Source organism: Enterobacter sp. BNK-14, from assembly GCF_047456095.1.
Classification (GTDB): domain Bacteria; phylum Pseudomonadota; class Gammaproteobacteria; order Enterobacterales; family Enterobacteriaceae; genus Enterobacter; species Enterobacter kobei.
Map to the genome: position 1 here is coordinate 3766252 of NZ_CP179897.1, position 23955 is coordinate 3790206.

The 23955-nt window shown below is 55.4% G+C and carries 18 protein-coding genes and 1 pseudogene; 9 read left to right on the forward strand and 10 right to left on the reverse strand.

Annotation, left to right across the window (positions count from 1 at the left end; all coding sequences use genetic code 11):
- Positions 1–160 precede the first annotated feature (160 nt).
- Positions 161–784 (forward strand): response regulator, encoded by a 624-nt coding sequence (locus ACMGGM_RS17850; protein WP_248180613.1) that lies wholly within the window; start codon positions 161–163, stop codon positions 782–784.
- Positions 785–788: 4 nt separating this feature from the next.
- Positions 789–4073: a response regulator gene (locus ACMGGM_RS17855; protein ID WP_250365974.1), complete on the forward strand. Its 3285-nt coding sequence runs from the start codon at positions 789–791 to the stop codon at positions 4071–4073.
- A 120-nt stretch (positions 4074–4193) separates the two neighbouring features.
- Here the strand turns inward: ACMGGM_RS17855 and ACMGGM_RS17860 are convergent, their stop codons facing one another.
- From ACMGGM_RS17860 to ACMGGM_RS17885, 6 genes are all read right to left on the reverse strand, one after another.
- Complete coding sequence (locus ACMGGM_RS17860) at positions 4194–4964, reverse strand: SAM-dependent methyltransferase (protein ID WP_248180610.1); 771 nt, start codon at positions 4962–4964, stop codon at positions 4194–4196.
- Between the two features lie 10 nt (positions 4965–4974).
- The gene (locus tag ACMGGM_RS17865) at positions 4975–5232 is read right to left on the reverse strand and encodes a YjhX family toxin (RefSeq protein WP_014882706.1); all 258 of its coding nucleotides are present in this window, start codon (positions 5230–5232) and stop codon (positions 4975–4977) included.
- 238 nt (positions 5233–5470) lie between these two features.
- On the reverse strand, positions 5471–7408 hold the full coding sequence (locus tag ACMGGM_RS17870; protein ID WP_045269293.1) for a putative bifunctional diguanylate cyclase/phosphodiesterase: 1938 nt from the start codon (positions 7406–7408) through the stop codon (positions 5471–5473).
- 17 nt (positions 7409–7425) lie between these two features.
- Positions 7426–7920, reverse strand: coding sequence for a molybdopterin-dependent oxidoreductase (locus tag ACMGGM_RS17875; RefSeq protein WP_032628721.1), 495 nt, complete (start codon positions 7918–7920; stop codon positions 7426–7428).
- Between the two features lie 320 nt (positions 7921–8240).
- Entirely contained in the window at positions 8241–9458 is a 1218-nt protein-coding gene (locus ACMGGM_RS17880) for an L-dopachrome tautomerase-related protein (RefSeq protein WP_014882709.1), read from the reverse strand.
- Between the two features lie 45 nt (positions 9459–9503).
- Complete coding sequence (locus ACMGGM_RS17885) at positions 9504–10298, reverse strand: SDR family NAD(P)-dependent oxidoreductase (protein WP_014882710.1); 795 nt, start codon at positions 10296–10298, stop codon at positions 9504–9506.
- 98 nt (positions 10299–10396) lie between these two features.
- On the opposite strand from ACMGGM_RS17885, the gene ACMGGM_RS17890 reads away from it, so the two are divergent.
- A complete protein-coding gene (locus tag ACMGGM_RS17890; protein WP_032637378.1) occupies positions 10397–11296 on the forward strand; it encodes a LysR family transcriptional regulator in 900 nt (299 codons plus the stop codon).
- Positions 11297–11331: 35 nt separating this feature from the next.
- On the opposite strand, the pseudogene ACMGGM_RS17895 reads toward ACMGGM_RS17890, so the two are convergent.
- Positions 11332–12746, reverse strand: a pseudogene (locus ACMGGM_RS17895) (diguanylate cyclase).
- A gap of 487 nt (positions 12747–13233) precedes the next feature.
- A complete protein-coding gene (locus ACMGGM_RS17900) occupies positions 13234–14343 on the reverse strand; it encodes an AI-2E family transporter (protein ID WP_014882713.1) in 1110 nt (369 codons plus the stop codon).
- Between the two features lie 345 nt (positions 14344–14688).
- Here ACMGGM_RS17900 and mmuP point away from each other — a divergent pair, with 345 nt between their 5' ends.
- The 6 genes from mmuP to tauD all read left to right on the forward strand — a co-directional run bounded on the left by mmuP (position 14689) and on the right by tauD (position 21044).
- A complete protein-coding gene (mmuP, locus tag ACMGGM_RS17905; protein ID WP_014882714.1) occupies positions 14689–16089 on the forward strand; it encodes an S-methylmethionine permease in 1401 nt (466 codons plus the stop codon).
- Complete coding sequence (gene mmuM, locus ACMGGM_RS17910) at positions 16076–17008, forward strand: homocysteine S-methyltransferase (protein WP_023332204.1); 933 nt, start codon at positions 16076–16078, stop codon at positions 17006–17008. The genes mmuP and mmuM overlap by 14 nt, the downstream gene beginning before the upstream one ends.
- A gap of 626 nt (positions 17009–17634) precedes the next feature.
- Complete coding sequence (tauA, locus tag ACMGGM_RS17915) at positions 17635–18597, forward strand: taurine ABC transporter substrate-binding protein (protein WP_063614018.1); 963 nt, start codon at positions 17635–17637, stop codon at positions 18595–18597.
- A gap of 10 nt (positions 18598–18607) precedes the next feature.
- A complete protein-coding gene (gene tauB, locus ACMGGM_RS17920; RefSeq protein ID WP_014882717.1) occupies positions 18608–19375 on the forward strand; it encodes a taurine ABC transporter ATP-binding subunit in 768 nt (255 codons plus the stop codon).
- Positions 19372–20199: a taurine ABC transporter permease TauC gene (gene tauC / locus ACMGGM_RS17925; protein WP_014882718.1), complete on the forward strand. Its 828-nt coding sequence runs from the start codon at positions 19372–19374 to the stop codon at positions 20197–20199. Before tauB ends, tauC begins: the two co-directional genes overlap by 4 nt.
- The gene (tauD, locus tag ACMGGM_RS17930) at positions 20196–21044 is read left to right on the forward strand and encodes a taurine dioxygenase (protein ID WP_045134705.1); all 849 of its coding nucleotides are present in this window, start codon (positions 20196–20198) and stop codon (positions 21042–21044) included. The genes tauC and tauD overlap by 4 nt, the downstream gene beginning before the upstream one ends.
- A gap of 88 nt (positions 21045–21132) precedes the next feature.
- Here the strand turns inward: tauD and ACMGGM_RS17935 are convergent, their stop codons facing one another.
- Positions 21133–22836 (reverse strand): lysophospholipid acyltransferase family protein, encoded by a 1704-nt coding sequence (locus ACMGGM_RS17935; RefSeq protein WP_045134706.1) that lies wholly within the window; start codon positions 22834–22836, stop codon positions 21133–21135.
- Between the two features lie 72 nt (positions 22837–22908).
- Positions 22909–23883, reverse strand: coding sequence for a porphobilinogen synthase (gene hemB, locus ACMGGM_RS17940; RefSeq protein WP_008503294.1), 975 nt, complete (start codon positions 23881–23883; stop codon positions 22909–22911).
- Positions 23884–23955: the final 72 nt, after the last annotated feature.

Sequence of the window (23955 nt, forward strand, 5' to 3'; positions counted from 1 at the left end):
GATCTGTCAGGAAAAAGATGTCATCCCCGTAAGGTAACCGGGAGAAATAGCAGTGAATAAAAATATTTTTGCGACAATAAAATAAAAAAATAGATTTTTGGATTGATTTTACCAGGGATTTTATGACAGCCTTTAATAAAAGGAAATTAAAGAGGCTGATATGGCTAATATCCTCATTGTCGACGACCATCCTATGGTTCGTCTGGCTATACGTATGCTGCTCGAAAAAGATAACCATATCATCATTGCTGAAAGTGGTGATGGGACGGACGCATTTAAGGTGATTCAGAAAATAAAGCCCGAAATCGTGGTGGTCGATCTTGATATTCCCGGTTTGAGCGGCGTGGAGTTAATAGAAAAACTGCGTAAAACAGAATTTCCTGGCAGGTTACTGGTACTGACGAGTCGGGATGATGAACATTACCTTAACCGATGTATTCAGTTTGGTGCGGATGGATTTGTCGGGAAAGGGAATAATCTGGATGAACTTCGAAATGCCGTCAACGCGGTAGAACGCGGCTACGCCTATTTTCCTCTGCGTCGTCAGGCCAATCGGGTGCCCGCCAGCTTTGTCCGCGAGAGCGATGTGATCAAAACCCTGTCAAACCGCGAGCTTCAGGTTCTGCGCTATGTCGCGCGCGGTATGAAAATCAATGATATCGCCAACAAAATGTTCATCAGCAACAAAACCGTCAGCACCTATAAAACCCGGTTGATGCACAAGCTTGAGATAACGCACACCATTGGATTGGTTGATTTTGCGCGTCGCCATCATCTGGACTAATGCATTGAAAAAATTTCTTTTTACCCTTGGCTTATTGTATCTGGTGCTTGCCCCTCTGCGCAGCCTTGCGCTGGAACCAGCGGATGTGCAGATTATTAGCCGGGAGAGCTACGCGCCAAAAGAATTTACGCTCACCAACGATGACTGGCGCTGGTTAGGGAAAAAACGAGTGCTGACGATGGCGGTCTGGCAGCCTGAGATCCCTCCGCTGTCACTGTTTCCGGAAGACGGTCGGCTGGAAGGCATGATTGCAGACTATATTGCGCTTCTTGGCGAGTATCTGGCCGTGCGGATCCACGTCGTTGCATTTGAGGATCGCGATTCGGCTTATGCTGCACTGGCCCAGAAAAAGGTGGATATCGTGGTGGATCCCTCGGCAAAGGTCCGTGGGGTTCATGCTGCACTGGTAGCGTCAGCGAATTTCATTCGGGATCATCCTGTCCTGGTCCACCGAAAACAATCCCCTGAAAAACCGTTTCACTATCAACCCGGGATGCGGTTGGCCATCGCGCGCTGGTATGTTGACGACAGCTGGATAGAGGCCCATTTCCCCGGCGCCAGGCTGATTCATTTTGACACCGACGATCGGGCCATGGCCTCCGTGGCGTTCGGTGAAAACGACTTTTATATTGGTAACCTGGTGACAGGATCATATTTACTTGAACGCCACTACCCGCATTTTCTGGTGCTTCAGCAGGTCTATCCGGAACGTGATACCGGAAGCCATTTCGTCATGCGCAAGGAAGACCATGCGTTGATACGGTCCGTGGGACGGGTGCTTGATTCGATACCCCGTACCCAGAAGGAGGTCATTCTGCAGCAGTGGAGTGAAGGCTCGTCACGCTGGCGCGTCAGGGAACAAGTGGCGTTTACCGCAGCAGAGAAAAAGTGGTTAGCAGACAATCCCACGGTGCCGGTTTCCGTTAATGCCCTCTATGCCCCCTTCACCATGATTGATGCAAAGGGGAATTTTTACGGGGTTACCGCCGATATTTTACGTCTGGTCCGGCTGCGTACCGGCCTGCATTTTGATCCGGTTCCGGCGGATTCAATCCGTCGGATGGAGGACCAGATCGCCGGTAAAAAGGCGCTCTTCATGGGCGCGGTCAGCCAGAGCGAGGAACGAACGAAGCAGCTGCGGTTTTCCCGACCCTATTTTACGTCGCCATTTGTGTGGGTAGAGGCCTCGGACAAACATTACACCGCAGCCCTGCCGCCGGGAACGCGCGTGGCAATCGTGACGAAAAATGCCCTCATCCCTGAACTCAGGCGCACCCGCCCGGGGATCGTGCTGATCGAAACCGAAAACGCCGCGATAGCGATGCAAAATGTTGCCGATGGCAAGGCAGACGTGGCGATACATACGCTGTTTGGGGCCAGCTACATGATCGATCGTTATTTTCGCGATCGGCTCAAGATTGGCGGTCATATCGGCAATCAGACAGCAAAAGTTGCGTTTGCAGTTTCGCGGGATCAGCCCGAACTTCTGAGCATCCTTAACAAGTCACTGGAGAATATCTCCCCGGCGGATATCACTCATGTGATCGATAAATGGCAGACGCGACCCGATGTCAGACTCAATACGTGGGAGCTGTACAGAACCCGCTTCTGGCTGGTTTCCGGGGTGGCCGGGATTGTCATTCTGACCTCACTTATCTGGATCTATTACCTGCGGCGCGAAATTGGCGCCCGTCAGCTGGCTCAGCAGGATCTTCAGTCTCAGCTGGCCTATAACGAAACGCTGACCCGTGCGCTTTCAGAAGAAACGGAACGCGCCGAACAGGCTAACCGCGCAAAAAGTACGTTTCTGGCAACCATGAGTCATGAAATACGGACGCCAGTAAGCGCCATCATTGGGCTGCTTGAGCTGACGGTCAACGCCGCAGATAAAACATGGGAAGATGACGATCCCGTCAGGGTTGCCTGTGAATCTGCCCGCTCCTTAATGGGGCTTATCGGGGATATTCTGGATATGGCCCGGATTGAATCAGGCCGACTTGAATTAACTCCGCAGTGGGTCAGAACGGCGGATCTTCTGCCGCCGGTGGTGCGGGTCTTTGAGGGCCTGGCGAGGCAGAAAGCGTTACGTCTGCAGTATGTGGTGCCTCCGGAGTTGCCAGAGGAGATTTTTCTCGATCCGCTGCGGTTCAGACAGGTGCTCTCAAACCTGGTGAGTAACGCCATTAAATTCACCGAGAAAGGTTGCATCACCGTTGAAATGACCCTTTTTAACGGTGAAACGGCCCCGGCTAACTATCTTCTGCACATTAGCGTTTCGGATACGGGGCGAGGGATTTCCGCGGAAGAGCAAAAGAATATCTTCGATCCCTGGGTCCAGGCGAGGGATGGTGCCGTCCAGAGTGGTTCCGGGCTGGGACTGGCGATTTGCGCGCAGCTGGTCACGATGATGGGCGGCAGTATTACCATCGCGAGTGAGAAAGGTAAGGGAACGCAGGTCAGTTTTACGGTGTCAGTCCAGCAGCGGGACAACCCCGTCAGTCCAACGGAGGCAGATGTCGAACCAATAGCGGTTCCTCATCGTCCTCTGAGCATTCTGGCGGTGGACGATCATCCAGCGAACCGGATGCTGTTACGCCGCCAGCTCATGCATCTTGGTCACCATGTCAAGGAGGCGCAGAATGGCCTGGAGGCCTGGGAATTGTTTCAGGAGACGCGATTTGATGTGGTTATTACCGATTGCAGTATGCCGGGGATGGATGGTCTGGCATTGACGCGTCTGCTGCGGGAACGTGCCGGTGACGCCCTGATCATCCTCGGGCTAACGGCCAATGCCTGGCCTGAAGAGCGGGCCAGATGCCTCGCGGCCGGAATGGACGACTGCCTGTTCAAACCTCTTCCGATGTCCCAGCTCAAAACGTTGTTGAATGACGTGATGAAAAACATTGCTGCACCCAGGGGGGAGGCCGTTTCTCTCTCCCGAGTGGTGGATTACCCGAAGCTGGAGGCGCTCAGCAGCTTTGATGAGCAGATGCTGGGAGAGTTGCTGCGGGTAACCGTTCAAACGAATAATGACGATCTGCGCTATGCGGCAGACCTGGTCGAGCTGCAGGACTGGCCGGAGCTGGCCGCTTGCATGCATCGTCTGTCGGGAGCCGCGAAAATTTGTGGCGCGAGACGGATTGAACGGGCGAGTCGTGAACTTGAGATGGCCTGTCTTTGTCCGGAACAGGCTCTGGAACACCTGCATGCCCTGTGGTCAGAGCTTTGTGACGCGGTGGAGGAGTTTAACCTTGCTGTGGGAGGCTGGTTGGCTGAGGTGGAACCCTGAATATCTTCATCCTTTCCGCCCGGTAAGCGAAGCGCTACCGGGCGATCGTAGAGTAAATGCGCGGTTCGGGTCAATTTATCGCAGATATCGGGTAAGGTAATCAGATATCCGGTTTTCCCTTTAGGCGGTACCGCAAACGTCCTCCTGTCGTGCCATTAACGCAAACACGCCCCAGCCGAGGTATTCCCGCGTGTAGGTCACATGGCGTTCAGGCGCGCTTTTCAGCTCCGCTCGCACCTCCTGCGCAAAGTCATCGTCAGGGTTTTGCTCCAGCCAGCGACGCAATGTCATCCATTTCGCGGCTTCGTATCGGTCCCAGCCTTCCTGGTCTGCCAGCACCATTTCCACCAGGTCATAGCCTTGTTGATCGAAAGAGGCGACGAGGTCGGGCAGGGTGAGAAAGTCTGCGATGGACGAGGCGCCACAGGCCCGAGCCACCTCATCCGTTGCGGGAAGTCGCCGCCAGTAAGGTTCGCCGATGAGCATGACCCCCCCGCGCTTAAGGCTTTGTGCCAGCAGGCTCATCGTCCCGGCGACGCCACCTGCAATCCATGTGGCGCCAATACACGCCGCCACGTCACATTTTTCATCCGCAACGTAACCTGCCGCGTCGTTATGAATAAATTGAACGCGTTCGGCAACGCCCAGTTCCTCTGCGCGCAGTTTGGCCTGCGTGGTAAAGAGCGGGCTCATGTCGATGCCGGTGCCGGTAATTCCGTGGTCACGTGCCCAGGTGCAAAGCATCTCTCCCGAGCCGCTGCCGAGATCGAGAATGCGCGTGTCTGGCTTCATGCGTAACACGCGGCCCAGCGTGGCGTATTTTTCTGGCGTAAAGGGGTTATGAATGCGGTGTTCGCTTTCGCTGACGGTAAAAATACATGGGATATCCATATTCCTCTCCTTAACGATTATCAGGCTGAGCACGAACGTTGTTCAGCCCGGTGGTATTGATGCGGTAGGGCTGACCCTTAACGGATTTGATCAGCTTTTTAGTTTTGAGTTTTTTAAAGACGGCGAGCGTGCAATCAGACAGCAGCAGCCCTTCGCGGCTGTAGCATTCCACGGCGGTGACGCGGCCGGACGTATCGCGGACGTGCACAATACGGCCACCTTTGGCGAGAACGTGTAAGGTACGTTGTTCCTGACGGGATAAATTCATACTGGAAAACCTGTTTAATCATCATGTGCAAAACGTGCAAACACACAGCGGTGTCCGCATTCGATTTCGGCGCATTGATAATCAGTCCGGCCTGAAAGGTCGGGGAGCTGATTATCGGATGATGACATTCTCCAGCATCAAAGCCTCGGGTTGAGTTGAAAGGTATTTACGGGGTGAATGGTAACAGCTGGTGAGGGGATGTGAATACCCACGGCTGAAAAGTGTGATCCCGGAGGGATCACGCTGCACCGCTTTTTATTTTTTTGTCGACTTCAGCCTGCGGTTTTCCGAACAGATAGCCCTGCACGAGGTCGCAGCCAAGCGCCTGAAGGCGTTCAAGCTGTGCTTCGGTTTCCACGCCTTCTGCAATGACCCTCATATTAAGGCTCTTTGCCATACCGGCGATCAGCTTAACGATATTCAGCGCATCATCTTGCGTGGAGATGGGATTCACAAAGGATTTATCTATTTTGATTTTATCAAAGTTGAGTTCACTGAGCCGTGAGAGCGATGAATACCCGGTACCGAAATCATCGATCGAAATTCTTACCCCCAGCGATCTGAGCTTTTTGAGAATAGTGACTGGCGTGTTGCTGTCACTGAAGAGTGAAGACTCGGTGACTTCTAACTCAAGGCGATTGGCCGGTAGCCCAGTCTCTTTCAGAATAGACTGCACCATCGCCGTAAAGGATTTCGTGCCTAACTGAACAGGCGAGACGTTCACCGAGATCCGTGCCGGAACCGCCCAGGAAACGGCCTCCCGGCAGGCAAGCTCAAGCACATTTTTACCGATCTCATTGATCATCCCTGTTTTTTCAGCAACAGAGATAAAGTAATCCGGCGACAGTATTCCTTTCTGCGGGTGTATCCAGCGAATAAGCGCTTCATAGCCGTAAATATCATTGCTGAATGCATCGACAATAGGCTGGTAATACACCACAAATTCATGGTGATCGAGCGCCAGCGCCATATCATGTTCAAGGGTTCTGCTTTCCTGCAGTTTTTGCAGCATCCACTGACGGAAGACTTTTATCTGCTGCGAGCCCTCTTTTTTGGCTTCGTAGAGGGCGAGATCGGCAAACTTGTAAAGATAATCAGAGCGTCGTTCGTTATCCGATAAAACAATACCCACGCAGGTGGCAATTTTTATCAGCTGGTTATTAATCGTATAGGGCTGGCTGATATGATCGCTGATCTCTTTGGCGCGCGAAACCGCAGCGCTTTCCGTCAGGCCGCTGGAGAGAAGGGCAAACTCGTCGCCACCCAAACGGTAAAACGTATCCGTCGCGCTGCTCATTGAGGTAAGGCGGCGGGAGACCTGGTTCAGCAGTAAATCTCCGGCATCATGACCATAGGTATCGTTGACCTCTTTAAACCGGTCTAAATCAAATAACATTACCGTGACGGGGATATGGTTTTTATCCGCCTGAAGATTAATTTTGTTGAGATCGTCCCAGAAGAAAAGGCGGTTTTTCATACCGGTCAGGGAATCATGATAAACATCATACTCCAGCTTCGCGTTCTGAATCTGCAGCGTTTCTTTTGATATCTGTAGTTCGTCAGCCAGGCTTTTAACCTGCATGTGGGCTTTGAGAATGTTTTTATTCTGGTAGATCATTAAAAAGCCCAGAATAAAGCTTAAGATCACCAGAAGTAATGAAAGTGCGGAGTAAATATAATACAGGATTTGGATTTTTCTGTTTGATTCATTAACTGTATTAATATCTTTTGTTAATGCCGTGGCCGAAAGTTGGCTGAGCGGCGCATCAAGCATATGCATATTTTTCAGGTATGCCTGTAACTCCGAATGGCTCATTTTTTCGAGATTGCCATCCAGATACGCCAGTATTTTCTCTAAACGCGAAGCGAGTTCCTGGTGCATTTTATCGCTGTCAATATAGCGACCTAAATCCCCGCCGTTCATTAAATCGCTCTGGCTTAGCATAATTTCAAGACGCATGCGGACCTGGTCTATCGTAACGTCATCGGTATCGGTTGCGTATAGACCAAGCCATGATTCAAATCGGTAATACTCTGATACCAGTTGAGCCACGGACCAGGACTCGGTGTATTGAGTCAGTTTTTGCAACTCCTGCTGTCGATCGTAAACAAGGAATGCAATATATCCTGTCGTGATAAAAAGAGAAAAAATGATACCAACCAGTATCCTGTTCATTATGTTCTCCTGAACTGCTACTCAATCTTCATTTTGCTAACCTGCCATGCTGAACGCGAATAATAAATTTGATTATTCAACTCAGGAAGACTGTCATAAGGGTAAACAATGAACGACGGGCCTTTGTCGCGGATGCGCATATATTCGCCATTGACCTTTAAGGCAAGTATGGCGTTGTATTTTTTGAAGTCGCTAAGAGGGATGACGGTAGAGTAATCATTGAGCGCAATGACGTTAACGTTAGTACCCTTTGCCCCCACATAATCCATGAGTTTTCTCATAGGGACACCCTCAAACTTTGTACGTCCGTTATACCAGGGCGATGTCGTCTCGAAACTCACCATCCCTAGTTTTTCAAGGCTGGCGAGATCAAACACTGCTTTTCCCTCTTCGTTGGTATTTTCTATATTACCGTAAATCGTCAAAATAGGTTTTCCAACAGGTTTTGGCAGTTCACCTGCCCAGGCTAAAGTTGGCACCAGACAGCACAACAGCATTAAGGTTAATCTCATTTTGACCCCCACTTTTTTAACGAAGTATATGAATTATAATTTAGTTATCACAGTAGTTTACATATTTTGTTGAGTAGCGGTTGTTACTGCACGTTTAGTTTAGTAAAAGCCATTAAAAACAATGGGTTGGGTGGTTTTGGGGTAGGGTGTTTGATTTGTGGATGGTGCTACTGAAATTTTGAGACAAACTAACATTACTTGAATAAGCTCTTTTGCGTTTAAAAAATAATCGTTTTAAATGAGCGTTATTTTCTCACGACACAGATTTTACCTGCCCATCACAGCTAAAAAAGCGCCACCCATGGGGTGGCGCAGCCATATTAGCGAGTGTTCATCGGCGGGTTCGTGTCCTGTCGCAAGCGCCACAGATCGTACCGTTCATGGCCTGGTTTGACCATTCCAGCGAAGTGGTCATTAAGGCTACTTGATGTGAAGATCAGGTCACCGTCCGGGCGAATAGCCGGTGTGTCTGGCCACTTTATGGCTTCATTTGCAGCAATAAGTAACATTTTACGGGTCTTCGGATCATATCTGACAATGCCGTTATGGGTGACATCTGTAATATAGAGGTAGCCTTTTGCATCGGTCACCAAACCGTCAGTATTACCTCCCACCGTGCCCAGATTCTGAATTTGAGCGGCAATCTGCGCATCAGTTGAATCATGTTGCTTCAGCACGGCAGTGGGCACCGCGTATGCATGTGTTCCCGTCGTCACCGTCCAGTACAATGTTTCTGCATCGGGAGACAGCGCAATGCCGTTGATACCAATCAATAGCGGTTTACCTGGCCATACCTCCGCGCCATGGGAAATGACGTTTACCCCCGGTTCAATCTGCAGGGCAGGGTGACTATTCAGCACGCGTCGGGCTGTGCCGGTGGCGAAATCCACGACGATCAGGCCGACACGGTTTTCAGGCGCACTGCGCGACCCGCTGTCGGAAATGTATGCGATACGATGATTCTCATCGACAACGACATCATTAAGGAAACTTGCCTTACGGTCGGCCACGCCGTCCAGGGGGATACGTTTAACCGTTCGGCCCGAGTCGAGATCCAGTACGACCAATTTCTGCGAGCCTGAAGGGGATTCCGTTTCTCCCGCGATGAACCCCATATCCAGCGCCCATAACCAGCCGTTTTTACGATCAACATAAAAGCCGAGCACGTTGCGCAGGTTCTGATCGGGAGCGGAATCAACCGCATTACGCTCGCGGGACGGAAATGCTGTCAGGCGCGCGGGTCCGGACTGAGGATCGGTGTCGAGAATATTCAACGTGGCGGGGGCGCTGGCTGAAATCAGTCGGGGCGTGCTGACAAAGGCCCGGCCCTTTGCATCAAAGTGAATGCCTGCTAAGGGGGCATTCACCGACCCGGAAAACACGGCTGGCATTTGCACATTTTCAGGTTTATCCCAGCTTACGCCTGAGTAGCTGCGCCAGTGCTCAAGAGGCATCTGATCCGCCGCGCTGGCGCAGCTTGCGAAAGAGAACAATGCCGCCATTGCAATGGCGGGGAAAGTACCGATACGGTAGGACATACATGCTCCGGTGATGTGAGTAAGACGCGGTTTCTTAATGCGGTATCAAAGAATGGAGCGGAACGTTCCGCCTTCGACGCGTACCGCAGCCCCGTTTGATGCCGCGCCGAGTGGGCTTGCCAGTAGCGCGACCATAGCGGCTATCTCGTCAGCCTCGATCATTCGCGCGATCAGGGAACTGGGGCGGTAGGTCTGGAAGAAATGCGCTTCAATCTGCTGGTCTGTCATGCCAGGTTCAGGCGCTGTCTGGCGCAGGTAATCAATGATTCCGTCAGAGCGGGTTGCCGATGGCAGTACGCTGTTGACCGTTACGCCGGTACCCTTCGTCAGCTCTGCCATTCCTCGCGATACGGCGAGTTGAGCTGATTTACTGACGCCGTAATGCACCATGTCTGGCGGAGTGAAAGCGCCAACTTCGCTGGACATAAAAATCACCCGGCCCCAGTTGCGTGCTAGCATGCGTGGGAAGTAATGCCGTGAAAGACGAACGCCTGACATCACGTTAATGTTGAACATGCGTAGCCATTCCTCGTCGGTGATATCAGCGAAAGGGGCGGCTTCATAAAAACCCAGGTTATTGATAAGAATATCGGTATCCGTACAGGCCTTAATCAGCGCTTCTGCACCTTCAGCGTTAGCCAGATCGGCGACAATGGCTGATACCCGGGCCTGGGGAGCTGCCTGAGCAATTTTCGCTACCGCATTGTGCAGTTTTTCCCGATCGCGTCCGGTAATCGTGACGGCAACACCTTCGCGCGCAAGGGTACTGGCGATAGCCAGCCCAATGCCTGCGGTGGCCCCTGTAACAAGTGCTGTCTTACCGTTGAGTTGAAGATCCATCGTTTTTGCCTTTTGGTAACAAGTGCGGCTACTTTACTCATCGCTCAAACGGAGATAAATTAGCGAAAATGAAAAACATTTGTTCCTGAAAGAGCAAGATGAGCAGAAAATTCGATTATCTCGGCGATGTTGAGGTCTTCATTACTGTTGTTGAACATGGCTCATTTACCGCTGCAGCGGTCGCCCTTTCAACCACGCCCTCAGTGTTGAGTCGTGCGGTCTCCCGCCTTGAAGTGCGTCTTGGACGACAGCTATTGCAACGCACCACACGTCGTGTGGGACTAACGGAAGCCGGACGGATTTATCTTGAGCAGGCGCGTTCTGCTTTTTCCCTGCTTGATGACGCCGAACGCGATGGCCGGGGGCAGGAGGGGGATCTGACTGGCCGGGTACGGATCAGCGTCCCGACCACCTATGGGCATTATTGTCTGCCGCCCTTGCTGGCCCGCTTTTCCCAACAGTTTCCGCGCGTTCAGGTGGAGCTGAACATTACCAATCGCAATGTCGACCTGATCGCTGAGGGATTCGACCTGGCTATTCGCCTGGGTCAAATGCCTGACAGTGGATTCGTCGCGCGTAAATTGCAGGATGCGGCACTGCTGTTGGTTGCTTCACCCGCTTACCTTCATCGCATGGGAATGCCGCAGACGCTCGATGAACTGCGGCAGCATATGTGCCTGCCTTTTATTATGCCGCGTACCGGCCGTATTGCGCCCTGGGTATTTCGCGTGGATGAGCGGGATGTTGACTGGCAGCCAGATTCAACCATCGAGATTTCAGATGATGTCCTTGGCGTGGTTTCGCTGGCTGAACATGGAATAGGGGTCTGTCAGAGCTACGAATTCATTGTCCGCGAGAAGATACAGCGCGGCCAGTTAGTTGAGATACTTCCGCAACTTCGTGGACGATCGCGACCTTTCTCGCTCATCTATGCGCCCCATCGACGCCAGTCAGCTGCCACACGGGCCATGATTGATCTTCTGGCGTCAGAACAATGACATGAACATCATGCGTCATGAATAAGAGTCTAACCTTAACCCGCTTCCAGCATCCCAAAACTCACAATCCGCGCCCGGCCCAGCTCTTTCGCCCGGTATAAGGCGACATCCGCGGCGCGCAGCAGGTTGTCGCTCTGGGCATGCTCTGGATAGCTGGCAATACCAATCGAGACATCCACCGGCCCAATCTCTGAGAGGCCGTAACGAAGCGACAGCTCACGCACACCGTCATAAATTTTCTGCGCACAGGCATGCGCTTCTGCTTCTCCGGCGCCGGGAAGCAGTACCAGAAACTCCTCCCCCCGAAGCGAAAGGCCAGACCGCTGTCATGCCCGGCCCGCTGAACAATCAGCGCCACGCTTTTAATGACCAGGTCTCCGGCCTCATGGCCGAAACGGTCATTAATGCTCTTGAAGTGATCGATGTCGATCATCAGGCAGCTAACCGGTTCATCGTTACGCATGGCTTGTGCCATCTGGGTGTGCAGGGTGTCTTCCAGATGATGGCGATTACGCAGGCCGGTGAGCGGGTCAAACAGGGCTTTTTCCAGTAACGCGTCGCGCAGACGTTGGTTCGCCAGCGCCAGTCCGAGCGCCTCAGCCATCAGTTCAAGATACGGGCGGGAAGGGGCATTGTCCGCGTTGATGTTCTGGAAAGAGAGCAAGCCAATGGCCTCCCCCTGGGCGATAAGCGGCACGCACAGCGCGCTGTTCGCCGTCTCTTCCTGCAGGTGATAGCAGGCGATATCCGGCTCACCGTTGACCGGCGGATGGCTCTGACCACGACGCACGGCCCAGCACTCGTCAGGGTGGAACGTTGTCTCGTCACCCACCGGCGCAAGCCATTGCGCGACGCAGCGCATCTGCCACGGATCCCGGTCGAGAACGTAGAGTCGGCCAGGGATCCCCGGTGCAATATTGGGCGCAAACAACTCCGCCACGTTAATCACATCGTTTACGTTCTCACATCCCTGCAGCCTCTGGGTCATGCGCGCCAGCAGCTCGCGGATGGCCCAGTCGGCATCGCGCTCTTTTTCCAGACGCTGGCGCGCAAGGCCGTTTTCACGGAAGATGCGGATGGCCTGCGCCATATCGCCGATCTCATCAATCTGGTTGAAGTTGGGCGTTTCCACCGCGTAGTCCTGTGATGCCAGGCGGTGCACCACGTCGCTCAGGCGCACGACCGGACGCAGCACGCGGCGTTTTAATATAAAGCCAAGCACAAACAGGAACAGCAGGGCGGTGAGGCCAACCATCAACTCAGAGGTCGTTCGCAGCGCTTTCGATTTTTTTGTCGCCTCCCGTACGGACGTGATCACACGTTTGTCGAGTATCTGGCGAAAGTGATCGATCTGGTTCTGGGCGCGCTCAAGCTCTTGCTCATAAGAGGCACCATAGAGCAGGGCGATGGCCTGAGCGTCTTCACCCCGCGCCGTGTTCGCCAGGGCCATTTGCTGTTCGTCCTGCAGCTCATCAACAATCTTTAAGCCTTCATGCAGCAGGGCAAGCTCGTCATCCGATGCGCCAGCGTCCTGCAGTTTTTCCAGCTTCAGCTCGATGTGCTTCAGGCTATTCTCTGACTGGTTATACTCTTTGAGGATTTGAGGATCTTTTTTGACGACGTACAGGCGCGCTAAATCGGACTGTACCCAGGCATCAGTTTCAATATTTTCCGTCAGCTCATCAAAACGTTGACGCTGTTCAATGGCCTGACGTTCCGCGGTGTCGGCGTCGGAAGCCAGCAGCATGATAATGCCGGACGCAATGGTCAGGCAGACCGTGGCACCATAGGCCCAGTTAGTAATTGTCGCGATTCGCACCTGGTGATCCTTTTACAACATGAAGAGGATGGCGTTCTTCAGATTATAGAAAACGGCTGATTTATGGCGAAAAAAAGGCGGCACAGTGCCGCCTGGTGGGGTCTATATTGTCACATCCTTACAAATCTGGAGGGTTTTTTCCCTCTTCAATGAAATCGGCATCCAGCTCTTCAGCATTTCCTTCGTGGTCGCGGCCGGAGAAGAGGTTCCAGCAGGCGATAAACAGCGCGGCAATCAGCGGCCCAATGACAAAGCCATTAATGCCGTACAGCTCCATGCCGCCGAGGGTGGAGATCAGTATCAGATAGTCCGGCATTTTGGTGTCTTTACCCACCAGCAGCGGTCGCAGGATGTTGTCCACCAGCCCGACGACTATCACGAAGAAGCCGACAATGAACAGCCCCTGCCAGATCTGGTGCGTGGCGAACAGGAAGATGGCGGCAGGGACCCAGACAATCGCCGAACCGATGGCAGGTACCAGCGAGAGGAAAGCCATCAGCGCGCCCCAGAGGACGCTGCCGTCGAGGCCCACAATGGCAAACGCAATCCCGCCGAGTATGCCCTGGACCACCGCCACCGCCGCCGTGCCTTTTACCGTGGCACGCGATACGCCGACAAATTTGGCGAACAGGTGTTGTTTGGCGAAATCAGACAGGGGCAGGGAGTCGAGGATCTGGCGCACCAGATACGGTCCGTCTTTCAGCAGGAAGAACAGCAGATAAAGCATGATGCCGAAGCTAATCGCAAAGCCAAACGTACCTTTGCCGATCAGAAACGCGCTACCCGCCAGATACTGCCCGCCCTGCAGCGCAACATCGGAGAGTTTTTTCTGGATCTGCGCCGCGTTGTTCAGGTTGTGATCCGCGAGGAAGCCGCTGGCCCAGTCCGGCAGGTGGTTAAAGATGCTCGCCACCACTTCCGGGAACTGCGTGTTGTTCTCCTGAAGCTTCGTGTACACCACGTTCAGCTCAATGGCGAGTGAGGAGAGGATCACCATCAGCGGAATAAAGACGATCAGGCAGATAATGCCGATGGTCAGCAGCGAGGCCAGCCCGTTGCGATCCCCCAGCGCGGTGCGCAGCTTGTTTTTTACCGGGTTAAAAATCACGGTCAGAATAGCGGCCCACAGTATTGCGGAGAAGTAGGGCGACAGCACGTCGAAGAAGGCCCAGGTCACAAGGGCGAGGATGAAAATAAAGAAACCTTTGGTCAGTCCGTTAAAGCGCATCAGTCATTCCTGGTTACTAAGAAACTGTTCGACTATAGAACTGATTGTGAGAATTACCAACCTTTGCGCCTTACCTGTCCTGTGGACAGTGTTGCGGTATGAATCCACTCTTCACGGATCCCACTTTCGACTGACCGAAGATCGTCTCTTCCCGCACCATGATGTACATATCAGCTTGCGGAGGTGCTTATGGCCTGGCGTCCTTTTCTCTATGTCATCCTGACATCCCACCCCAGACTCAGTGCGCGGCGCGCTCGTTTGCGTCTGGTCATCTAGCTTTTTATTAACAATCGCGGTATAACACCTTCTTTGGATGTTTAGATGTCCATACGTATAGAAGGTAATATGCAAACACAACAAGAAAATGGGCAGCTGAAGCGCACCATGAAAACACGCCACCTGATTATGCTCTCGCTGGGCGGCGTGATTGGGACTGGGTTATTTTTTAATACGGGTTATATCATTTCCACGACCGGGGCGGCTGGCACGCTGCTGGCATACCTGATTGGCGCGCTGGTGGTCTGGCTGGTGATGCAGTGTCTTGGTGAGCTTTCCGTGGCGATGCCGGAAACCGGCGCGTTCCACGTCTATGCCGCCCGTTATCTTGGCCCGGCGACGGGCTACACCGTGGCGTGGCTCTACTGGCTCACCTGGACGGTGGCGCTCGGGTCGAGCTTTACCGCCGCCGGGTTCTGCATGCAGTACTGGTTCCCGCAGGTGCCCGTCTGGACGTGGTGCGTGGTCTTCTGCGTGGTGATTTTTGGCCTTAACGTCATCTCCACGCGCTTCTTTGCTGAAGGCGAATTCTGGTTCTCGCTGGTGAAAGTTATCACCATCATCGCCTTTATTATCCTCGGCGGGGCGGCGGTCTTTGGCTTTATCCCGATGCAGGACGGTTCTCCTGCGCCGGGGTTAAGCAACATTACCGCTGAGGGCTGGTTCCCGCACGGCGGCCTGCCGATCCTGATGACCATGGTGGCGGTGAACTTTGCCTTCTCCGGCACCGAACTTATTGGTATCGCGGCGGGCGAAACCCAAAACCCGCACAAGGTCATTCCGGTCGCAATCCGCACCACCATCGCGCGGCTGATTATCTTCTTTATCGGCACCGTGTTTGTACTGGCGGCGCTGATCCCGATGCAGCAGGCGGGCGTGGAAAAGAGCCCGTTCGTGCTGGTGTTTGAGAAGGTCGGTATTCCTTACGCGGCAGATATCTTTAACTTCGTGATCCTGACGGCAATCCTCTCGGCGGCCAACTCCGGGTTGTATGCCTCCGGGCGCATGCTGTGGTCGCTCTCTAACGAGAAAACGTTGCCGCGCTGCTTTGCCCGGGTGAACAAAAATGGCGTGCCGTTGACGGCGCTTTCGGTTTCCATGCTCGGTGGCGTGCTGGCGCTGTTCTCAAGCGTTATCGCCCCGGACACGGTGTTTGTCGCGCTCTCGGCCATTTCCGGCTTTGCGGTGGTGGCGGTCTGGATCAGCATCTGCGCGTCGCACTTCGTTTTCCGTCGCCGACATCTGCAGTCCGGCCAGCCGCTCTCTGCGTTGCAGTATCGCGCACCGTGGTATCCGCTGGTGCCGGTACTCGGTTTTATTCTCTGCGTGGTTGCCTGTGTCGGCCTGTGGTTTGACCCGAGCCAGCGTATTGCCCTTTATTGCGGGCTTCCGTTTGTCGCCCTGTGTTATGGTGCGTACTACCTGACCCGAAATATGACATCGCAGGAGCCTGAACATGTCGCAGAATAATCCGCTTACCGCCCTTCTCGAAAAACAGCCGTATGTGGTGCTGGATGGGGCGATGGCAACGGAGCTGGAAGCGCGCGGGTGTAACCTTGCAGACAGCCTCTGGTCTGCCAAAGTGCTGGTAGAAAACCCGGAACTTATCCGCGAAGTGCATCTTGATTATTACCGCGCAGGGGCGCAGGTGGCGATCACTGCCAGCTACCAGGCCACGCCCGCGGGCTTCGCGGCACGCGGGCTGGACGAGGCACAGTCCCGGGCGTTGATTGGCAAAAGCGTGGAACTGGCGCGTAAGGCCCGCGAAGCGTATCTGGCTGAAAACCCGCACGCAGGTACGCTGCTGGTGGCAGGCTCCGTGGGGCCGTACGGCGCGTATCTGGCGGATGGTTCGGAATATCGCGGCGACTACGTGCGCAGCGCCGAGGCGTTTACCGCCTTCCACCGCCCGCGTGTGGAAGCGCTGCTGGATGCGGGGGCGGACCTGCTGGCCTGCGAAACGCTGCCTTCGTTTGGGGAAATTAAGGCGCTGGCGGCGCTTCTGGCCGAGTATCCTCGCGCCCGGGCGTGGTTCTCGTTTACCCTGCGTGATAGCGAGCACCTGAGCGACGGCACGCCGCTGCGTGAGGTGGTCGACGTGCTGGCAAACTCCCCGCACATTGTCGCGCTGGGCATCAACTGCATCGCCCTGGAAAACACCACCGCGGCGTTGAAACATCTGCAAAGCCTGACGGCGCTGCCGCTGGTGGTCTACCCGAACTCGGGCGAGCACTATGATGCGGTGACCAAAACCTGGCACCACCACGGCGAAGCGTGCGAGACGCTGGCGGGCTATTTGCCTCAGTGGCTGGCGGCTGGAGCGAAATTAATCGGTGGATGCTGTCGCACCACACCGAAGGATATTGCTGAGCTAAACGCAAAGCGCTGATTTCTCTGCCGGGTGGCGGCTACGCCTTACCCGGCCTACATCTGAGGGTTTCCGTGTAAATTTTTAAACCAGAAGCCATTCAATTTTATAATGTGAAATGACTAACTTACAGCGATGCTCTGGTCCGGCTGTAAATCGCCGAAGCGTTTCCGTAAGGCCGGGGCGAGGCGCACGGATGCGCCGAGAGGGCGTGGCCTGCAGGGATGCAGGCTCATGCCCGACCCGATAGCCTGAAGGAATAAGCTGAGGGCACCGCGAAGCGGCGATTTACCGCCGGGAGCCCGGGTCGCCAGGGTGGTGGCGATTGAGCCACCCTGGCACGTTCACCGGTCATGCCGTCACAGAGTGGCAAGGAACATTAAGTGAACGGAATGACCACTACAGCCGTATGTTCCCCTCACCCTAACCCTCTCCCCGAAGGGGCGAGGGAATTGTTCACGGCTCGCATTTAATTGCGGGGATACATCAGCCCACAGGGAGAGGGGAAAAACGAATCGCACAATACTGACTATCCTTTCCCACTTTTTATCTAAAAACGAATCGTTATGAGCGATGCGTTTTAATTCCTTTATCAAAATTCCCGCGCCGGAAATACTGCCCTCATAACAACAAGGGGAGCAGATACTATGGCAATTTCATCGCGAATCACACTTCTCGGCGCGCTGGCGCTGTGGGCCTTTCAGGCGCAGGCGGTAGACGTCACCGTCGCGTATCAAACCTCTGCGGAACCGGCGAAAGTTGCGCAGGCGGATAACACCTTTGCCAAAGCGAGCGGCGCGAACGTCGACTGGCGCAAGTTCGACAGCGGGGCGTCCGTCGTGCGTGCGTTAGCCTCCGGCGACGTGCAGATCGGCAATATCGGATCCAGCCCGCTAGCGGTCGCGGCCAGCCAGCAGGTGCCGATTGAGGTGTTCCTGCTCGCCTCGCAGCTCGGTAACTCTGAAGCGCTGGTGGTGAAGAAAAACATCACCAAACCGGAAGACCTGATCGGCAAGCGCATCGCCGTGCCGTTTATCTCTACCACCCACTACAGCCTGCTGGCGGCGCTCAAACACTGGGGCATCAAGCCGGGGCAGGTTCAGATTCTTAATCTCCAGCCACCCGCGATAATTGCGGCCTGGCAGCGTGGGGATATTGACGGAGCCTATGTCTGGGCCCCAGCCGTGAACGAGCTGGAAAAAGATGGCACCGTGCTGACCGACTCCGAAAAGGTGGGCCAGTGGGGCGCGCCGACGCTCGACGTGTGGGTCGTGCGCAAAGACTTTGCTGAGAAACATCCCGAGGTGGTGAAAGCCTTTGCCAAAAGCGCCCTCGACGCCCAACAGCCTTATATCAGTAATCCCGATGAATGGCTGAAGCAGACCGCCAATCTGGAAAAACTCGCCCGACTGAGCGGCGTGCCGGAAGCGGACGTGCCGGGGCTGGTGAAAGGCAATACCTACCTGACCCCTGCGCAGCAGGTGCAGCAGCTGACCGGGCCGGTGAACAAAGCGATTGTCGATACCGCCACCTTCCTGAAAGCGCAGGGCAAAGTGCCCGCGGTAGCGGCGGATTACAGCCAGTACGTCACCGACCGCTTTGTGAAATAAGGAGTCCGCCATGCTGAGCATAACGAACCTGTATGCCGATTACGGCGGCAAACCTGCGCTGGAGGAGATCAACCTGACGCTGGCCAGCGGTGAACTGCTGGTGGTGCTGGGCCCCTCCGGGTGTGGGAAAACTACGCTACTGAATCTGATTGCCGGTTTTGTCCCTTATCAGCGTGGCACCATCCAACTGGAAGGCAAAAAGGTGGAAGGCCCCGGCGCCGAGCGCGGCGTGGTTTTCCAGAATGAAGGTTTGCTCCCCTGGCGCAACGTGCAGGAAAACGTGGCATTTGGGCTACAGCTTGCGGGGGTGAACCGCGAACAGCGGCTGGAAACGGCACGGCAGATGCTGAAAAAAGTGGGTCTCGAAGGGGCGGAAAAACGCTTTATCTGGCAGCTTTCCGGCGGTCAGCGCCAGCGTGTCGGCATTGCCCGTGCGCTGGCGGCAAACCCGCAGCTGTTGCTGCTGGACGAGCCGTTCGGCGCGCTGGACGCCTTCACCCGCGAGCAGATGCAAACCCTGCTGTTGCGTCTCTGGCATGAGACGGGCAAGCAGGTCCTGTTGATCACCCACGACATCGAAGAAGCGGTGTTTATGGCGACCGAGCTGGTGCTGTTATCGCCGGGGCCGGGGCGCGTGGTGGAACGCTTGCCGCTCGAGTTCGCGCGCCGTTATGTCGCCGGAGAACCCGTGCGCAGCATCAAATCCGATCCGCAGTTTATCGACCAGCGTGAGTACATCCTAAGCCGCGTGTTTGACCAACGGGAGGCTTTCTCATGAGCATCGTCTTCAGTGAAAAAACGCGCCGCACGCGTCAGGCGCTGCGCTGGCCGTTCTCCCGCCAGCTCACGTTGAGCGTCGGGACGCTGCTGGTGTTACTGGCGGTGTGGTGGCTGGTGGCGGCACTGCAGTGGATCAGCCCGCTGTTTCTGCCGCCGCCGGGACAGGTGCTGGCCAAACTTATTGCCATCGCCGGGCCGCAGGGGTTTATGGATGCCACGCTCTGGCAGCATCTGGGCGCAAGCCTGACGCGCATTCTGGTGGCGCTGCTGGCTGCGGTGATGATCGGCATTCCGGTTGGCATCGCGATGGGCTTAAGCCCGACGGTGCGCGGCATCCTCGATCCGCTGATTGAGCTTTACCGCCCGGTGCCGCCGCTGGCCTATCTGCCGCTGATGGTAATTTGGTTTGGCATCGGTGAAACGTCAAAAATCCTGCTGATCTATCTGGCGATTTTCGCCCCGGTTGCGATGTCGGCGCTGGCGGGCGTCAAAAGTGCCCAGCAGGTGCGGATCCGCGCGGCGCAGTCGCTGGGCGCCAGCCGGACACAGGTGCTGCTGTTCGTGATTTTACCGGGCGCGCTGCCGGAGATCTTAACCGGGCTGCGCATCGGCCTCGGCGTGGGGTGGTCCACGCTGGTGGCGGCAGAGCTGATCGCCGCCACGCGGGGATTAGGGTTTATGGTGCAGTCGGCGGGAGAGTTCCTGGCGACTGACGTGGTGCTGGCTGGGATCGCGGTCATTGCCGCGATCGCCTTCGGATTAGAGCTGGGGCTGCGCGCTCTACAGCGTCGTCTGACGCCCTGGCATGGAGAAATACAATGAGTGAACGTCTGACCATTATCCCGCTGGGGCCGTATATTGGCGCGCAGGTGTCGGGCCTGGATGTAACCCGTCCGCTGAGCGATAACCAGTTCGAGCAGCTGTATCACGCGGTGCTGCGCCATCAGGTGGTGTTCTTGCGCGAGCAGGCGATCACCCCGCAGCAGCAGCGCGCGCTGGCGCTACGCTTTGGCGATCTGCATATCCATCCGGTCTATCCGCATGCGGAAGGGGTGGAGGAGATTATCGTCCTGGATACCCATAACGATAATCCGCCGGATAATGACAACTGGCACACCGATGTGACCTTTATCGAGACGCCGCCCGCAGGGGCGATCCTCGCGGCAAAATTGCTGCCGGAGACCGGAGGCGATACGCTGTGGGCGAGCGGCATTGCGGCTTTCGAGGCGCTGTCCGCACCGTTCCGGACGCTGCTGAGTGGTCTGCGGGCGGAGCACGATTTCAAAAAATCGTTCCAGGAATACAAGTACCGTAAAAGCGAAGAGGAGCATCAGCGCTGGCTGGATGCGGTTGCAAAACATCCTCCGCTGCTGCACCCGGTGGTGCGTACCCATCCGGTCACGGGCAAGCAAGCGTTATTCGTGAACGAAGGGTTTACCACGCGCATTGTGGACGTGACGGAAAAAGAGAGCGAGGCGCTGCTACGCTTCCTGTTTGCGCATATCACCAAACCGGAGTTTCAGGTGCGCTGGCGCTGGCAGGAGAACGATCTCGCGATCTGGGATAACCGCGTGACGCAGCACTATGCCAATGCGGATTATCTGCCGCAGCGTCGGATTATGCAGCGGGCGACGATTTTGGGGGATAAGCCGTTTTATCGCCCTTGATCCTGTAGTACCTGTAGGTCGGGTAAGGCGTAGCCGCCACCCGGCAATTTTGCACCGTTTTTGCCGGGTGGCGCTGCGCTTACCCGGCCTACAAAGAGTGTACCCCTATATACCGCTGATAGCGGTTCGTCTTCAGGTAGCACAAATCCACCAGCACCAGCCCGTCGACGCAGTTGTTGAACGCCGGGTCGCTGCCAAAATCAATAAACTGCACGCCGCCCGGTTCGCACAGCTCGGAATACTGCTTGTAGAGTGGCGGAATGCCGCAGCCCAGATTGCCGAGCAGGGATTTCAGCTTCGTCAGATCGTCCACGTAATCCACGCCGCCAAACTGTGCCAGCACGTCCGGTAACGATGCAGGATAAGGCTGGCGCGACGCGGCCAGCGGATGGCTTGCCGGGAACCACAGACGGTAAAATGCCACCAGCAGATCCCGCGCCGCTGGCGGTAAGCCTCCGGAGATCGAGACCGGGCCAAACAGATAACGGTAGTGCGGATAACGTGCCAGATAAGCCCCAATCCCGGACCAGAGATAATCCAGGCCGCGGCGTCCCCAGTAGCGCGGCTGAATAAAGCTGCGACCCAGTTCAATGCCGTGCTCCAGCACGTCCTGCATTTTATCGTCGTAGTGGAACAGGCTGTAGCTGTACAACCCTTCCAGACCCCGATGCGCAACCTGCTTTGCGGTGGGCATAAAGCGATACGCCCCCACGATCTCCAGATCCTCATCATCCCACAGGATCAGGTGCAGATAATCGTCATCGTAACGGTCGGTGTCCCGGCGCTTGCCGCTCCCTTCCTCCACCGCACGAAACGCAATTTCGCGCAGGCGGCCCAGCTCGCGCAGCAGCGGAGCCTCTTCCTGGCCGTTGCGCTGCCACAGATAGATGAGCTTACCGTCGCCGGTTTTGCCCAGACACTCGGCCTGCGCCAGCTCGCGTTTCAGAGTCGCCCGGTCCTCTGGACGAGCAATGGCGCACTGGGTTTTAAAGACGCCAGGCATTCCCTTGCCAAGACGCATCACGTGCTGACGGCACTGCTCGGCCATCTCACGCGACGAAAGGGTGGCGCTGTGCCAGTGATGCCAGGCGATCTGCTGGCCGATTTTAATCGGCAGCTGGCTATGGCGGCGGCGGAACATCTGCTGCATTAACAGCAGCATCGACAATGTCGGCGACACCAGCGTGCTGGCATAAAAGAGGAGACTATTGTGCGCCTGAATATGCACCGGCAGCAGCGGCGCGCGCAGCTTGCTGGCGAGCTTGATAAAGCCCGGGTGCCATTTTTTATCGTGAATGCCTTTGCGCGTCGGACGTGAAACTTCTCCCGCCGGGAAGAAGATCAGTACGCCCGCATTTTGCAGATGTTGTTCCATCTGCACCAGGGAGGATTTCGCCGTCCTGCCCCCCATATTGTCCACCGGAATAAAGAGTGAACTGAGAGGCTCAAGGTGGGTCAGCATCCGGTTGGTCACGACTTTGACGTCACGCCGTACGCGGGAGACGGCGTACAATAGCGCAAGCCCGTCCAGCGTACCCGTCGGGTGGTTGGCAATAATGACCAGCGGGCCATGTTCAGGGATTTGTTCGAGATCGCGGGCGGAAACGGTGCAGAGAATATCAAGATGCTCCAGAACTTGCTCCACCATGTCCAGTCCTTTGAGGTGGCGGTGTGCGGCGGCAAACTGCTGGAATTCATCTTCGTAAAACAGTCTTTTTAACAGACTTTTTTGCCAGGGTGCAGGCCTCGCCTGAGGCCAAAGATCGTCGAGAACGCTATCGAGGCTAAACATGGTTACTCCTCCTGCCGTCTTGCGAAGACAGTAGAAGGAGCAGATGTCGGTTGTATTGCAGTTTGGTGAAGATTAGCGGAGGATTTTTTTCTCAGCCAGATCCAGCGCGAAGTAGCTGAAGATCAGGTCCGCGCCCGCACGTTTGATCGCACCCAGGCTTTCGAGGATCACTTTCTCTTCGTCAATCGCTCCCGCCTGCGCGGCGAATTTGATCATCGCGTACTCGCCGCTCACCTGGTAAGCGCCCAGCGGCAGTTCAGTGCGTTCGCGGATGTCGCGCAGAATATCAAGATACGCGCCAGCCGGTTTGACCATCAGGCAGTCTGCGCCCTGAGCTTCATCCAGCAGGGATTCGCGAATCGCTTCCCGGCGGTTCAGCGGGTTCATCTGATAGGTTTTACGGTCGCCCTTCAGCGCCGTGCCAGCCGCTTCACGGAACGGGCCGTAGAAGGAGGAGGCAAATTTGGTGGAGTAGGACATGATGGCGGTGTCGGTGAAGCCTGCCGCATCCAGTGCCTGACGAATCGCCTGAACCTGTCCATCCATCGCGGCAGAGGGGGCGATGAAATCTGCACCCGCTGCGGCCGCGACCACGGCCTGCTTGCCGAGATTCAGCAGGGTGGCATCGTTATCCACGCCATGATCGCACAGCACGCCGCAGTGGCCGTGAGAGGTGTATTCGCAGAAGCAGGTGTCTGACATGACGACCATTTCCGGCACGGTCTCTTTGCAGATGCGGGACATACGGGCGACAAGGCCATCTTCTTTCCACGCATCGCTGCCGGTGGCGTCGGTATGATGGGAGATGCCAAAGGTCATCACCGAGCGGATCCCCGCGTTGGCGATACGTTCGATCTCGCGCGCCAGATATTTTTCCGGAATGCGCATCACGCCCGGCATGGCTTCGATGGCTTTGTAGTCATCGATCTCTTCTTCAACAAAAATCGGCAACACCAGATCGTTTAAGGTCAGGGTTGTCTCTTCAAACATAGCGCGCAGTGCAGGTGACTTGCGCAGACGGCGGGGACGTGCAATTAAATCGGTCATGGGATGCCTGATGTTTGTGGAACAAAGAGGCCTAGTGTACCTCAAAGTGAAGGCCGTTGTTTTACGAAAGTA